The 13961-nt window shown below is 67.3% G+C and carries 13 protein-coding genes; 10 read left to right on the forward strand and 3 right to left on the reverse strand.

All coding sequences use genetic code 11. The features are described from left to right. A partial coding sequence (locus TSB10GB4_RS22935) for a LysR family transcriptional regulator (protein ID WP_186397635.1) occupies positions 1–487 on the reverse strand: 487 nt, incomplete at its 3' end. A gap of 300 nt (positions 488–787) precedes the next feature. On the opposite strand from TSB10GB4_RS22935, the gene TSB10GB4_RS22940 reads away from it, so the two are divergent. Further along, positions 788–1825, forward strand: a complete 1038-nt coding sequence (locus TSB10GB4_RS22940; protein WP_186397662.1) for an aldo/keto reductase — start codon at positions 788–790, stop codon at positions 1823–1825. Between the two features lie 354 nt (positions 1826–2179). Here TSB10GB4_RS22940 and soxR read toward each other — a convergent pair whose 3' ends face one another. Further along, positions 2180–2641 carry a redox-sensitive transcriptional activator SoxR gene (gene soxR / locus TSB10GB4_RS22945; RefSeq protein WP_371328930.1) on the reverse strand — a complete coding sequence of 154 codons (462 nt, stop codon included), beginning with the start codon at positions 2639–2641 and terminating at the stop codon, positions 2180–2182. 45 nt (positions 2642–2686) lie between these two features. Between soxR and TSB10GB4_RS22950 the strand changes: the two genes are divergently transcribed. Then, positions 2687–4126, forward strand: coding sequence for an MFS transporter (locus TSB10GB4_RS22950; protein ID WP_186397637.1), 1440 nt, complete (start codon positions 2687–2689; stop codon positions 4124–4126). Positions 4127–4193: 67 nt separating this feature from the next. On the opposite strand, the gene TSB10GB4_RS22955 is transcribed toward TSB10GB4_RS22950, so the two are convergent. After that, a complete protein-coding gene (locus TSB10GB4_RS22955) occupies positions 4194–4844 on the reverse strand; it encodes a TetR/AcrR family transcriptional regulator (protein ID WP_186397663.1) in 651 nt (216 codons plus the stop codon). A gap of 152 nt (positions 4845–4996) precedes the next feature. Between TSB10GB4_RS22955 and TSB10GB4_RS22960 the strand changes: the two genes are divergently transcribed. From TSB10GB4_RS22960 to TSB10GB4_RS22995, 8 genes are read left to right on the forward strand one after another with little or no spacing between them, the layout of a single operon-like run. Then, positions 4997–5842, forward strand: coding sequence for a uracil-DNA glycosylase (locus tag TSB10GB4_RS22960; protein WP_244571014.1), 846 nt, complete (start codon positions 4997–4999; stop codon positions 5840–5842). A 3-nt stretch (positions 5843–5845) separates the two neighbouring features. Beyond that, the gene (locus tag TSB10GB4_RS22965) at positions 5846–7474 is read left to right on the forward strand and encodes a GMC family oxidoreductase (protein WP_186397638.1); all 1629 of its coding nucleotides are present in this window, start codon (positions 5846–5848) and stop codon (positions 7472–7474) included. Further along, positions 7471–7821, forward strand: a complete 351-nt coding sequence (locus TSB10GB4_RS22970; protein WP_186397639.1) for an NIPSNAP family protein — start codon at positions 7471–7473, stop codon at positions 7819–7821. Before TSB10GB4_RS22965 ends, TSB10GB4_RS22970 begins: the two co-directional genes overlap by 4 nt. A 4-nt stretch (positions 7822–7825) precedes the next feature. Further along, complete coding sequence (locus TSB10GB4_RS22975) at positions 7826–8857, forward strand: BMP family ABC transporter substrate-binding protein (protein WP_186388994.1); 1032 nt, start codon at positions 7826–7828, stop codon at positions 8855–8857. Between the two features lie 6 nt (positions 8858–8863). Then, complete coding sequence (locus tag TSB10GB4_RS22980) at positions 8864–10468, forward strand: ABC transporter ATP-binding protein (protein ID WP_186397640.1); 1605 nt, start codon at positions 8864–8866, stop codon at positions 10466–10468. Further along, positions 10465–11508, forward strand: coding sequence for an ABC transporter permease (locus tag TSB10GB4_RS22985; RefSeq protein ID WP_186388996.1), 1044 nt, complete (start codon positions 10465–10467; stop codon positions 11506–11508). The genes TSB10GB4_RS22980 and TSB10GB4_RS22985 overlap by 4 nt, the downstream gene beginning before the upstream one ends. After that, a complete protein-coding gene (locus TSB10GB4_RS22990) occupies positions 11496–12386 on the forward strand; it encodes an ABC transporter permease (RefSeq protein WP_186397641.1) in 891 nt (296 codons plus the stop codon). The genes TSB10GB4_RS22985 and TSB10GB4_RS22990 overlap by 13 nt, the downstream gene beginning before the upstream one ends. After that, positions 12386–13873, forward strand: a complete 1488-nt coding sequence (locus TSB10GB4_RS22995) for an amidohydrolase family protein (RefSeq protein ID WP_186397642.1) — start codon at positions 12386–12388, stop codon at positions 13871–13873. The genes TSB10GB4_RS22990 and TSB10GB4_RS22995 overlap by 1 nt, the downstream gene beginning before the upstream one ends. Positions 13874–13961: the final 88 nt, after the last annotated feature.

The raw sequence follows: 13961 nt of genomic DNA on the forward strand, positions 1-13961 counted from the left end.
CCGTCTTCCACAGGCTGATCGCAAACGGAAAGAAGCCAATCGTCGCCCTCACAGCCCTCATGCGAAAGATCGTCGTCATCCTCAACGCCAGAACGAGAGACCACCTCAACGATATGAGTTGATGACGGTCGAGAAACTCAGGCAGGATCGGTGCCAGGATGTGCGTGGCATAGGAGGCGCTGGTGTTGAGCCGGATGCGGCCGACCGGCTGTTCCCCCGCGCTGGCGCCGCGTTCGGCGTCTTCTATATCCGCCAGAATGCGTGTCACGCGCTCATAGAATGCGCAGCCCTCCGGGGTGAGTTGCAAAGCACGCGTCGAGCGGTTGACGAGTCTTGCGCCGAGCCGCACCTCCAGCCGCGCAACCAGCTTGCTGACAGCGGAAGGCGTCATGCGGCAAACGCGTGCGGCAGCGGAAAAGCCGCCCTGATCGACCACCTGGGCGAACACCTCCATTTCACGGGCACGATTGATCTCGGAGCGGCTCATTGGTCCTTAAGTTCATAAATGATGTTCCAATCGGCATACTACATCACCCTACTTGCAGGTCCTATCTCTGGTCCTGGATTTTAGAATCACGGGACAGGACATGCCGCTCGCTCTCTGCGCTCCGACCGCCGGTGCCTTTGGCATCGGCGCTACCGACTTCGCCGGCGTGGGTCTCCTGTTGGAGAACAGCCGCGATTTTCCCTGGTCTTGCCATTGCGACCGCGCTGATTGCCGTCCGTTCCGGCAAGCGCATGGCGCTCACGCCTCCACACGCAATCTGATCTCATAAGGAGCACTCCCTTGGACCATCGATCACTCGGAAAATCCGGCCTCAAGGTGCCGGTCCTCAGCTTCGGCACTGGCACATTCGGTGGCTCCGGCCCGCTCTTCGGCAATTGGGGCACCTCCGATGCAACGGAGGCCCGTCGCCTCGTGGACATCTGCCTGGAGGCTGGCGTCAACCTGTTCGACACCGCCGATGTCTATTCCGGCGGCGCGTCGGAGGACGTGCTTGGCGAGGCAATCAAGGGCCGACGCGATGCGGTGCTGATCTCGACCAAGACCGGCTTGCCGATGGGCGAGGGTCCCAACGAGGCGGGGTCCTCGCGCTTCCGCCTTATCCGTTCCGTCGAGGATGCGCTGCGCCGCCTTCGGACCGACTATATCGACCTTTTGCAACTTCACGCTTTCGATGCGGGCACGCCGGTCGAGGAGGTTCTTTCGACGCTCGATACGCTCGTGCGCGCCGGCAAGGTCCGCTATGTCGGCGTGTCCAACTTTTCCGGCTGGCAGATCATGAAATCGCTGGCGGTCGCCGACCGCCACGGCTGGCCGCGCTATGTCGCAAATCAGGTTTACTATTCGCTGATCGGCCGCGATTACGAATGGGAACTGATGCCTTTGGGCGAAGATCAGGGCCTTGGCGCGCTGGTCTGGAGTCCGCTCGGCTGGGGACGGTTGACAGGCAAAATCCGCCGCGGCGCATCGCTGCCCGAAGGCAGCCGCCTGCACGAGACGGCGAGTTTCGGCCCGCCGGTGGATGAAGAACATCTCTATCGTGTAGTCGATGTTCTGGACGCCATCGCGGAAGAAACGGGCAGGACGGTGCCGCAGATTGCGCTCAACTGGCTCCTCCAGCGCCCGACCGTCTCATCGGTCATCATCGGCGCGCGCAACGAGGAGCAGCTTCGCCAGAATCTCGGCGCGGTCGGCTGGAAGCTGGAGCCCGGCCAGATTGCCCGGCTCGACGAGGCGAGCGCCGTCACCGCGCCGTATCCCTACTTCCCCTATCGCCGGCAAGAAGGCTTTGCGCGGCTCAACCCGCCGATTGCAGGCTAATCAGGCTCTCTCATGACATGGACCGGAATCGGATGCCCCCTGGGCCGTCAGGCGTCAGCCTGCTCGGCAACTGTCTAGTGTGGTGAATTTGAAATACGCCTCATTTCTTGCAGCGTGCCGGTGAGCGTATTTCAAGTTCGAAAACCACACTAGAAACATAGACTTGCTAGTCACCCTTTTGAATCTGAAGTTCGTCCAGAGCATGCCGAAAAATGTGACGAACTTCAGATTCGGGTGACTAGGTCGTGGACTCATATTGTCCCGGAAACGGCGTCTGGCCCGGCAATGATATGCCAGGGGGAGCGCGACTTTAAGACCCGCCGGTCACGGGTCCTGAAGTCACGGGTCCTGAAGTCACACGCCCTGAATCAGTCGGGCACCGGGGCCGTCTTTCGCCAGTTCATCATCCTCGTTGACCAACGGGCAGCGCCGCACGCTCAGGCATCCGCAGCCGATGCATATCGCCATCTTGTCGCGCAGCGCCGTGAGCAGTTCGATCCGCCGCGTCAGACCGTCGTGCCAGTTTTCGGCGATGCGCTCCCAGTCATGTGTGTCGGGGGACGCGTCCCTTGGCAGTTGCGACAGGGCTTCGGCGATCTCGGCAAGCGGGACGCCCGCGCTCTGTGCAATCTTTATGACGGTCACGCGCCTCAGGATTTCGCGCCGATAGACCCGATGATTGGCCGACGTCCTTTCGGATGCGATCAGCCCCTTGCGTTCATAGAAATGGAGCGTGGAGACGGGCAACCCGCTGCGGCGCGAGAGTTCGCCGACGGACAATTCCTTCTTCGCCATGCGAAACCTCCTTGACCTCAACCAATGTTGAGGTCGTAGCAGCATGTCCGTCAACAGGAGACGGACATGGCAGGCATGAACACCGAGGCAGGGAATGACACGCAGACATTCGTGTCATGGAGGGAGTTTGTCGGAAGCCCCTATGCCGCATCTCTGGCCCTCGTTTGCCTCGCCGTCTGGCTGCACGCGGCCGACAGCCTGATCGTCGCCACCATGCTCCCCTCCATCGTGGCCGAGATCGGTGGCGCGGCTCTGGTGGGCTGGTCCGTCTCGCTCTACGAGGTCGGGTCGATCGTCGCGGGAGCGGCCAGTGCATTGCTGACCCTGCGCTCCGGCCTGCGCGCGCCGATGAGCATGGCCGCCGTCCTGTTCGGGGTCGGCTGCATCCTCAGCGCCGTCAGCCCGGCCATGCCGTTGCTGCTGACGGGACGTGCCCTGCAGGGCATCGGCGGCGGCGGTCTGGTGGCGATGGGCTTCGTCGCGGTCGGCCTGATCTTCCCACGCCGCTACATCGCGCGTGCCATGGCTGCCGTTTCGACCCTTTGGGGCGTCTCGGCGTTCGCCGGGCCGCTGGTCGGCGGCGTCTTCGTGGACTATGCGACCTGGCGCTGGGGCTTCGCCTTCTTTGCCTGCCAGGCATTCGCCCTCGCCCTCTGGATCGTCTTGCGAAACGAGGCGGGCGTGACACGATCCACGGCCGACGCTGCCGGGCTCCCTGTCAGGCGTCTGGCCTTGTTGTGCCTCGCCGTCGTCCTGGTCGCCTTTGGCGGCGTCGAGGTCTCGGTCCTGCGAACGGTCCCATCCGTTGCCGCAGGCCTTGCTTGCCTGATCGGATTTCTGTGGCTGGACCAGCGCGCAGGGGCCAACCGCCTTCTTCCGCCTCGCCCGGTCGATCCCACGCGCCCGTCAGGCGCCGCGCTGATCATGATCGTGTCCATGTCGATGGCGACCATCGCCGTCACCGCGTTCGGGCCGCTCCTGGTCACGGCGATCCATGGCGTCTCCGCGCTGACCGCCGGCTACATCATAGCCTGTTCGTCCATCGGCTGGTCGGTGATGGCCGTTCTGGTCAGCGGCTTGGCCGAGCGGTTCGACCGGCTGGCGATCGCTCTCGGCATGGCGGTGGTGGCCCTCAGCATCCTCGGCTTTCTCCATGCGGTTCCCAATGGCCCCGTCTGGCTGATCGCGGTTTATGCGACGATGGAAGGTGCCGGCTTCGGGATGGCCTGGACGTTCATTCTGAGGCGAACGATGAAGCTCGTCGAGGCCGACGAGGTTGAGCGGATTTCCGCCGCGATCCCCACGATGCAGAGGCTCGGCTACGCTCTCGGCGCCGCCTATGTCGGGATCGTGGCGAATGCATCGGGTCTGCTGTCCATCGAGACGGCGGCGGATGCGGCGGCCGTTGCCCGATGGATCTTCGCGTCCTGTGTGCCCTTCGCGGCCATCGGCCTCGCCGCCATGAGCGGATTGCTGCGCGACCGGCAGGTGACGCCGCGACCGTGACCGAAACGGCATGCGCGCCAGGATCAGGGCCGGGACAACAGCGTCGCCCAGGCCCCCGCCCCGCCTCTCACCTCGCCGGCCACAGGCCCAGCATGGCGATGATCTGCCGGGCCGCCTCGTCGAAGTCGCTCTTGCGGAGCTTCGGCACTTCCAGCGTGGTGGCCGCCATCGGCGCGAAATCGGCGAAGAACTGGGTGGTCGACCACAGCATGATCAACAGGTATCGCGGGTCGACCGGGTTGCACTTGCCCTCGTCGACCCAGCGCTGCACCACCTCGCAGGCCTCCCGCGTCACCGCCTGGACATGCCGTTTCTGGCGCGGGCTGAGAAAGGTCGCTCCGCGCAGCAATTCGCCGGCGAAGAAGCGCGACTTCTCGCCATGCCGGCGCGAGAATTCCAGCTTGCCGGCGACATAGTTGAACAGCGCCTCGCGCGGGTCGAGTTCCGGGTCCAGCAGGCGCAGGGCGGAGTCCCAGTCCTGCAGCACCTCGCTGATCAGCCGCTCGTAGATCGCCGCCTTGGTCGAGAAGTAGTAATAGACGTTCGCCTTCGGCAGGCCGGCGGTCTCGGCGATCTGCGAGATCGTCGTGCCGTCATAGCCCTTGGCGGAAAACAATCTGACCGATGCGTCAAGAATCAGCCGCTCATTGCGCGCCCGTATCCGCCCCTCGGATTCGTCCTTTGCAATGAAGGTTCTGGATTTTTCCCGGCTTTTCATCGTTTCCACCCTTGTCTCTCCCCTCCTTAGCACGCGGCGGGACCGTGGCAAAGGCGATCTGAGAACCTGACTATTTCGTCAGATTCCTGATCGAAAAAACTTGACGAAGTCGTCAAGATTCGCTCACATCGAAGGCGAATGGGAGGGGCGATATGCCGCAGAGACTGTCCGAGGCGATGCGCGAGGTTCTGGCCGGCTGGCAGGGCGACCTGCCGCCCTCCTGGCACGCGGTGTTGGGCGATACTACCCTCGATTTCGCGGCGATCGATCCGGCGCTGGAGATCGAGCCCTGGGAGCCGGTGTTTCCGCCGCGCAAGGGCCGGATCTTTCCCGGCGCCCCCGCCGGGGCGCATCTGCTGCGCGCCTTCGACCAGGTGGCGCCCTCCGGCGTGCGCGCCGTCATCCTCGGCCAGGACCCCTATCCGGAGCCGGCCTCGGCCACCGGCCGCGCCTTCGAGATCGGCGCAGCCCTTGCCTGGCGCGATCTCGACAGGATGTTCTCGGCCTCGGTGCGGGCCTATACCCAGTCGCTGCTTGCCGCGCGCCTTGGCCGGCCGGAGCTTGCCCGCAGCTTCGCGGACTGGCCGGCGCTGTTGCGCCTGATCGAGGCGGGCGAGATCGCGGTGGAGGCGCATGGCGCCCTGTCCGACCGTCACGAGGCAGAGGGCGTGCTGCTGCTGAACGCCTCGCTGACCCTGTCCCGGTTCCGGCGGGACATCGATCCGCACCAGGCGCGCGGGCATCTGCCGCTGTGGCGGCCGCTGATGCTGGCCGTGCTGCGCCATGTGGCGCGCTCCGAGGCGCCGGTTGCCTTTCTCGGCTTTGGCGAGGCCGCGCAGGCCCTGTTCGATGAGGCCGGCCTTGCCGCAACGGGCCGGCACATCGTCCTCAACCGCCCTCACCCGGCTTTCGCCGACGACTATCTCTCGCACCCCAATCCCTTCGCCGCGGCCAATGCGCATCTGGCGGGCGCGGGCGTGCCTCCCATCGACTGGTAAGCCATGACAGAGAGCTTTGATTTCATCGTTGTCGGGGCCGGGTCCGCCGGCTGTGTGCTGGCCAACCGGCTGTCGGCGAACGGGCGCTTCCAGGTGCTGCTGCTGGAAGCCGGGCCGCGCGACCGCAACCCGCTGGTGCGCCTGCCGATGCTGATGGGCAAGCTGTTCCATTACGGCATCTACAACTGGAAATATTTCACCGAGCCGCAGCCGCAGCTCAAGGGGCGCAAGCTGTACTGGCCGCGCGGCAAGGCGCTTGGCGGCACCTCGACCATCAACGGCATGATCTATGTGCGCGGCAACCGGCACGACTATGACCGCTGGGCGCAGCTTGGCCTGCCCGGCTGGAGCTACGAGGACGTGCTGCCGGCGTTCCGCCGGTCGGAGCGGCACGAGGACCGCAACGACGCCTACCACTCGCAGGCCGGCGAGCTCGTCGTCAGCCGGGCGCGCGGACCCAATCCGCTGTTCGACACCTTCCTTCAGGCGGGCGCGCAGGCCGGGCTGCCGATCAATGACGACTTCAACGGCGAAGCCCAGGACGGCGTCGGGCGCTACGACTTCAACATCCGCAAGGGTCGCAGGTGGTCGGCGGCCTCCGCCTTCCTGACCCCCGCCAGGGGCCGCCCCAATCTGCGGATCGTGACCGGGGCGCTCGTCACCGGTCTGACCTTCGAAGGCACCAAGGTCACCGGCCTGCGCTACCGCGCCAGGGGCGCGGAGGTCACCGTGAAGGCCGGCCGGGAGGTGATCCTCTCCGGCGGCACGGTGAACTCGCCGCAACTGCTGATGCTGTCGGGCATCGGGCCGGCGGCGCATCTGGCGGAGCATGGCATCGCCGTGCGCGCCGACCGCCCGGGCGTCGGCCACAACCTGCAGGACCATGTCGACTGCGTGATGAGCTGGGAATGCCCGCAGCCCATCACGCTCTATCGCGACCTGCGCGCCGACAGGCTGACCCTGTCGATGCTGCAGGGCATGTTCCTCGGCACGGGGATCGTCACCACCTTTCCTTATGAGGCCGGTGCCTTCCTGCGCACCCATCCGGGCCTTGCGGCGCCGGACGTCCAGTTGCATTTCATGCCGGCGCTGGAGAAGACGGCCAACCTCAACTTCCCCAATCCGTTCCGGCGGCAGGCGGTGGAGGCGAACCACGGCTTCACCATCCGCGTCGGCCCGGTCAATCCGGCCAGCCGCGGCAAGATCGAACTGGCGAGCGCCGACCCGCTGCGCCCGCCGCGGATCATGCCAAACTACCTCGCCGACGAGTTCGACGTCCGCACCATGATCGCGGCCATCCGCAAGACGCGCGACATCGTCGCCCAGGCGGCAATGGCGCCGTTCCGGGGCGCGGAGCTGGCACCCGGCTCCGCCGTCGACAGCGATGCCGCGCTCGAGGACTGGCTCCGCGCCACGGCGATGACGACGTTCCATCCGGTCGGCACCTGCAAGATGGGCGCCGACGGCGATCCCATGGCCGTCTGCGATGCCCGCCTGAGGGTGCGCGGCGTCGAGGGGCTTCGCGTCGCCGATGCCTCGATCATGCCGATCATCGCCAGCGGCAACACCCACGCCCCTTCCGTGATGATCGGCGAGCGGGCTTCCGACTTCATTCTGGAGGACGCGCAGTGATCGTCGAACATCGCACCTACACCTTCCGTCCCGGCACGGTGCCGAAATGGCTCGCGAAATACGAGAGCGACGGGCTGCCGATCCAGAAGCGGCATCTCGGCCGGTTCGTCGGCCTCTATGTCTCGGAGATCGGCCGCCTGCACACGATCGTGCTGATCTGGGCCTATGACAGCCTCGCCGACCGGGAGGCCCGCCGCGCCGCCATGTATGCCGATCCCGCATGGCAAGACTTCATCGCATCGATCTGGGCACTTGATGCGATCACGGCACAGGATGTCATGATCATGACTCCGGCATCCTGCTCGCCGACACCAACGATAATCCAGCCCGCCGCACCAGAGGAATGAACCCATGACCACGTCGACCTTCACCCGCCGCCGACTGCTGCAGACCTCCGGCGGTCTTCTTCTCGCCGCCGGCCTTCTCGGCCCCTCGGCCGTCCGCGCGCAAGGCGGACTGATCGCGCTCGTCCACACCCAGGCAGCCGGCGATGCCGGCCCGGTGGACTCGATGATCGGCAAGCTGAACCAGTTCGCCGCCGAAACCGGCATGCGGGCACGCGCCATCTACGCGCAGGACCCCGCGACCTACGAGACCAGCTTCACCACCCTGGGAGAGGCCGGCGCCTCGATCGTCGTCTCCACCTTCAACGAGGTGGCGGAGCCGATCCGGGAGGTCGCGCCGAACTTCCCCGACACCAAGTTCATCCAGCTCTTCGCCGACCCCTTCGAGCCGGCCATTCCCAACGTCACGACGGTCTCCTACGACTATTATCTCGGCTGCTATCTTGCGGGCATCTTCGCCGCCCGCATGTCGCGCTCCGGCAAGCTCGGCTTCATCGGCGGCATCTCGATCCCGCCGATCAACGCCGACTTCAACGCCTTCAAGGCCGGCGCCCAGTCGGTCAATCCGGACATCACCGCGACGGTGGCCTTCGCGGGCAGTTTCCAGGACCCGGCCAAGGGCCAGGAGATCGCCACCCAGATGTATTCGGACGGGATCGACTTCATCCAGACCGACGCCGCCGCGACCGATTTCGGCATCATCGCCGCCGCCCAGGAGCGCGAGGGGCGCCTGGTCTCCTGCCTCGACCCGGCGCAGTTCACTCTGGCTCCGAAGAGCCTCATCTCCATCGTCGGCCTGGACTTCGGCGCCTCGCTCTACAACGAGGCGCAGCGGGCGCTGACGCCTGACTGGCAGGCCGGCCACGTGCCGACGGGCCTTGGCACCGGCGTGATCGACTTCATCCGCAACCCGGAGTTCATCGCCCAGGGACCGGCCGAGCTCAACGCCATGGCCGAAGCCGCCATGCCGGAGGTCGATCAGGCGCGCACCGCGATCCTCGACGGATCGCTGGTGGTCGAGTTCAACACGAACCTCTGACCGCAGATGGCAGGACCCCAACCGGCGGGCGCTTCGGCGCCCGCCCTCGACGCCGGCAATGTCACGGTGCGCTACGGGAGCTTCACCGCTCTCGAAGGGGTTTCGGCCCGCTTCGAGCCGGGGCTCATTCACGCGATCGTCGGACAGAACGGCGCGGGCAAGACGACATTCGCGCGCGTCGCGGCGGGGCTGGTCGCCCCGGCGCAGGGCGACGTCCTGATCTTCGGCGAGAAGGTCCCGCCCGGCGATGTGCTTTCCGCGCGCGCCGCCGGTGTCGAACTGGTGCATCAGAGCTTTGCCCTGCCACCCTCCTTCACGGTGGCGGAGGTGCTGCAATTCGTCAGTCCGCGGCGCGGGATCTTCTCGCGCAAGGCGATCGAGCGACACTGGCAGTCCTGGCTGAACGACATCGGCATCGACTTGAAGGCGGATGCGCGCATCCAGGACCTTCCGGTGGAATCCCAGCAGTCTGCCGAGATCGCCCGCGCGATGGTCTCCGATGCGCGGCTGCTGATCCTTGATGAGCCCACCGCCGTGCTGGCGCCCGAGGGCATCGAGCGGCTGTTTGCCCGGGTGCGCGGGTTGAAGGCGCGTGGGGTGACGGTGTTCCTGGTGCTGCACAAGATCCGGGAAGTGCTGGCGGTTGCCGATACGGTGACGGTCCTGCGCGGCGGCCGTCTGGTCACCGGACCGGTCGCAACAGTGGGCCTTGAACCCTCCGCCCTGTCGGGCCTGATCATCGGCGACAGCGCCGGCACGATCGATGCCGCCGACCGCGCCGCCCTCACCGGCGAGGGCGAAACCACCCACGCCGCCTCAACCCCGCCCGCAAGACGGCCGGGTTGGGCCGGGGCCCTGCGCATCCGCCGAGCCACGGTGCCGGGCGGGCCCTATGGCCACGGCCTCAGCGGCGTCGACCTCGATGTCGACGAAGCCGAGATCGTCGGCATTGCCGGCGTCGAGGGCAATGGCCAGCGTGATCTGGTCGCCGCCATCGCCGGCCTTGCGCCGCTGACCGCCGGCGAGATCGAGATCGGCGCGCAGCGCTTCGCGCGCCAGGGGCTCGCCGCGCGCCGCAAGGCGGGTCTGCGGATCATCCCGTTCGAGCGCAATGTCGAAGGTCTCAGCCTGACCAGCAGCCTGTGGGAGAACTGGTGCGCCGCGCGCCTCGTCGGCCGGTCGCTGTTTTCTCCGGCAGGTCCGCGCGCCCTGCGCCGCGAGGCCGATGCCGCGTTCCAGGCCTGGGATGTCCGCTATCGCAGCCCGGACCAGCCCGCCGGCTCCCTGTCCGGCGGCAATGCGCAGAAGGTGATCCTCGCGCGCGAGATCGATGCCGAGGCACGGCTCATCGTCGCCGCCCAGCCGACGCGCGGCCTCGACATCGGCGCGACAGCGGCGGTGTGGAATGCCCTGCGCGGCGCGCGCGATCGCGGGGCCGGCGTTCTCATCATCTCCTCGGACCTCGATGAACTCTTCGATATCTGCGACAAGGTCGTCGTCCTCGCCTCGGGCAGGAGCGTCGGCAGCTTTACGCCCCCTTACGACATCCGGGCGGTCGGCGACGCCATGATCGCCGCCGGCGGACACGGGCAGGAGGATCTGGCGCCATGACCACTCAGCTTGCCGTCGTCTTTCGGACCTTTGCCTTCATCCTCGCGGCGCTGCTGCTCTGCGCGCTGATCTTCGCGGCCGTCGGACTGTCCGCCACCGAAACGCTGCAAGGCGTGATCGAGGGCGCGCTGTTCCGGCCGCGCGCGCTCGACCACGTGTTGCGATGGGCCCTGCCCCTGCTCATCACCTCGGTCGGGGTGGTGATCTGCTTCCGCGCCGGCTTCTTCAACATCGGCGCGCAGGGACAGTTCTACATGGGCGCGATCGCCGCGGCCTTCGCGGCCGAGGCCCTGCGCGGCACATCGCCCCTCGTGGCGGTGCCGCTCTGCCTTGCCGCCGGCATGGCGGGCGGTGCCCTGTGGGCGCTGTGGCCGGCGCTGCTGCGCGTGCGTGCCGGCGCCGACGAAGTCATCACCACGATGATGGGCAACTTCATCGCCGCACTGGCGCTGGTCCATGTGACCTCCGGACCGCTGAAGGATCCGTCGGGCTCCGGCCAGGCCACCTCCTCCCGCCCGATCGATGCGGCGCACCGGATTTCCGAGACGACCGGAACCTCGCCGGTCATCCTGGCGACCGCGGTCCTCGTCGTGCTGCTCGGATGGTGGCTGACGCGCCGCACCGCCTTCGGCATCCTCTCAGGGCTTGCCGGACGGAACCCGTCGATGGTCGCCTGGCAGGGCGCGCGGGTGGAAAGCATCGCCATTAGCGCCTTCCTGTTTTCCGGCGGGCTCGCCGGCCTTGCCGGGTCGATCGAACTGCTCGGGCCGAACGGCCGGCTGGCCAGCGGCTTCCTGCCGACCCATGGTTTCACCGCGATCCTGATCGGGCTGGTGTCGTCGCTCTCCGTGCTGGCCACCGTCGTCGTCGCGCTGTTCTTCGGGGCGCTGGCCTCGGCGGCCCTGTATCTGCCGATCGTTGCCGGACTGCCGGCGGCGGCGATCGAGATCATCAACGCCTCGATTGCCCTCTTCATCACCGCGCGTGCCGACGCCGTGCGCGGCGTGCTGTCCCGCTGGAGGTCCCGATGGAAGACCTGATCGTCGCGTTCCTGCGCTCCGGAACGCCCATCGTCTATGTCGCGCTGGCGGGGGTCATAGCCCAGCGGGCCGGCGTGTGGAACCTCGGCCTCGAAGGGCTGATGATCGTCGGCGCCTGCGCCACCATCGTCACGATCCGGCTCACCGGCTCCCAGCCCTTGGCGCTCGCCGTCGCCGTGCTGCTGTGCTGCGCCCTGTCGGCGCTGCTGTGGTTCGTCGTCGAGATCCTGAAAGCCAACCAGATCATTGCCGGCCTCGGCATCACCGGGCTCGGGCTCGGCGGCACCGCCCTTGCCCTGACGGCGATCTTCGGCAGCGAAGCGGCGGTCAACGCGCCCTTCGGCCTGCCGCGGATCGGGCCGGCATTCGGGGCGTTCGGTGGCTTGTCGGTGCTCGTCGCGGTCATGCCCGTGCTGGTGTTCGGCACCTGGCTGGTCCTGTGCCGCACCCGCTTCGGCCTGCGCCTGTCCGCCTGCGGCGAGCACCCGTTCGCGGCGCGCGCCATCGGCGTCAGCCCGACCCTGATGCGCCTGTGGGCGCTGCTGCTCGGCGCCCCCTTCTGCGCCCTTGCCGGGGCCGAGCTTGCGGCGGGAAGCCTGCAGATGTTCTCGGTGAACATGACCTCCGGACGTGGCTTCATGGGCTTTGCCGCCGTCATCTTCGGCGCCGGCCACCCCGTCGGCGCGGCCCTTGCCGCCTTCTTCTTCGCCTTCGCCGGCGCCCTCGGCATCCGCGCGCAACTGCTCTATGGCGACAGGGTTCCGTCCGCCCTGCTGCTGGCGCTGCCCTATCTTGCAACCGTCGCCGGCCTGTGGCTCAGCGCGCACCTCGGCCGCCGCTCCACCGCCTCGGGCCCGAACGAATTGGGGCGGCTGTGATGCAGGCCTGTCTCATCCGCGGCGCCGAGGTCCTGACGCTCGAGGGACCGCAGGGCCTTCAGCCGCAGCGCCTCGACATCCTGCTGCGCGAAGGGCGGATCGCCGAGCTCGCCCCCGACCTCTCCCCGCCCTCCGATGCCATGGTGCACGAGGCGCGCGGCAAGCTGGTCATTCCCGGCCTCGTCAACGCCCATCTGCATTCCAGCGAGATGTTCTTTCGCGGCCGCTACGAGCGCATGGCGCTGGAGACCTGGCTGGGTTACGCCTATCCGTTCTTCGCCGCCGAGCCTGTCGGCCTGCGCCTGCTCTATCTGCGCTCGATGCTGGTCGCCATCGAGTCCTTGCGCGGCGGCGTGACCATGATCAGCGACGATTTCTTCGATCCGCCGAAGCACGATCTCGAACGGCTGGCCACCGTGTTCCGCGCCTATGGCGACATCGGCATCCGCGCCAACGTCTCCTCGGGGCTGATGAACCTGCCCTATCTCGACACGCTCGCCTTCGGCCGCGAGGTGGTCCCGCCGGACATTCAGGCCGCGCTCGAGTTTCCGCTGCCCACCGCGCGGGACTACACCGCCTATTGCGAGGAGGTGTTCCGCCACCTGCATGGCAGCTATGACGGCCGCCTGCGGTTCATGCTGGCCCCGTCCGGGCCGCAGCGCTGCACTCCCGATCTGATGCTCGCCTGCATGGACCTCGCCCGGCAGCACGCGGTGCCCTATCACACGCATGTTCTGGAAACGCGGGTGCAGGCCGTCACCGGCACCAAGGTGTTCGGTGGCTCGCTGGTCAGGTACATGGACGACCTCGGCCTGCTGCATCCGGGCGTGCTGATGGCCCATGCGGTCTGGGTCAGCGACGACGACATCGCCCGGATGGGCGCGGCCGGAGTGTCCGTGTCCTACAACGCCATCGCCAACCTGAAGCTGGGCTCGGGCCTGTGCCCGGTTCGCAAGCTGCTGGACGGCGGAGTGAATATCGGGCTCGGCACCGACGGCGCCTCGTCCAACGACACGATGCGGATCTTCGACGTGATGCGCGTCGCCGCCCTGGTGCAGACCCTGCAGGACACGGCGCCGGAGCGCTGGCTCGCCGCGCATGAGGTGCTGCACGCGGCAACGCTTGGCGGGGCGAAAGCCGCGCTGCTCGACCACGAGACGGGCTCGATCCGCCCCGGCAAGAAGGCGGACCTCGCATTCCTCGATCTCTCCTCGGGCACGGCCTTCACGCCCAATTCCGACGCCGTCCGCCAACTGGTCTATTGCGAGAACGGTTCCTCGGTCACCGATGTCATGGTCGACGGGGTGTTCGTGCTGCAGGCGGGCCGGCTGACGCGGATCGACGAAGCCGCGGTCCTTGAGGAGATCCGCGACGTGATGGGAGAGTTCCTGGCCCGGCACCGCGCGGTCGAGGCGGCGAATGCCGGCCTGGTGCCGCTTTTCGAGGAGATCCGCCGGCGCTGCGCGCAGGAGCCGCTTCCGGGCTAACCTCCGGCCGGAGGCACATAAACCACCCGGCAGGACGCAAAAAAACGACCCGGCCGGTGATCCGGCCGGGCCAGGTCCCAGCGCCTAC

This window comes from Stappia sp. TSB10GB4, assembly GCF_900185745.1.
Taxonomy (GTDB): domain Bacteria; phylum Pseudomonadota; class Alphaproteobacteria; order Rhizobiales; family Stappiaceae; genus Stappia.

Bases quoted from the DNA above. Each gene is read 5' to 3' on its own strand.
- TSB10GB4_RS22950 (WP_186397637.1), top strand. From the start codon at position 2,687: ATGGCAGGCATGAACACCGAGGCAGGGAATGACACGCAGACATTCGTG.
- TSB10GB4_RS22980 (WP_186397640.1), top strand. From the start codon at position 8,864: ATGGCAGGACCCCAACCGGCGGGCGCTTCGGCGCCCGCCCTCGACGCC.
- TSB10GB4_RS22965 (WP_186397638.1), top strand. From the start codon at position 5,846: ATGACAGAGAGCTTTGATTTCATCGTTGTCGGGGCCGGGTCCGCCGGC.
- TSB10GB4_RS22985 (WP_186388996.1), top strand. From the start codon at position 10,465: ATGACCACTCAGCTTGCCGTCGTCTTTCGGACCTTTGCCTTCATCCTC.
- TSB10GB4_RS22955 (WP_186397663.1), bottom strand. From the start codon at position 4,844: ATGAAAAGCCGGGAAAAATCCAGAACCTTCATTGCAAAGGACGAATCC.
- TSB10GB4_RS22960 (WP_244571014.1), top strand. From the start codon at position 4,997: ATGCCGCAGAGACTGTCCGAGGCGATGCGCGAGGTTCTGGCCGGCTGG.
- TSB10GB4_RS22990 (WP_186397641.1), top strand. From the start codon at position 11,496: ATGGAAGACCTGATCGTCGCGTTCCTGCGCTCCGGAACGCCCATCGTC.
- TSB10GB4_RS22995 (WP_186397642.1), top strand. From the start codon at position 12,386: ATGCAGGCCTGTCTCATCCGCGGCGCCGAGGTCCTGACGCTCGAGGGA.
- TSB10GB4_RS22975 (WP_186388994.1), top strand. From the start codon at position 7,826: ATGACCACGTCGACCTTCACCCGCCGCCGACTGCTGCAGACCTCCGGC.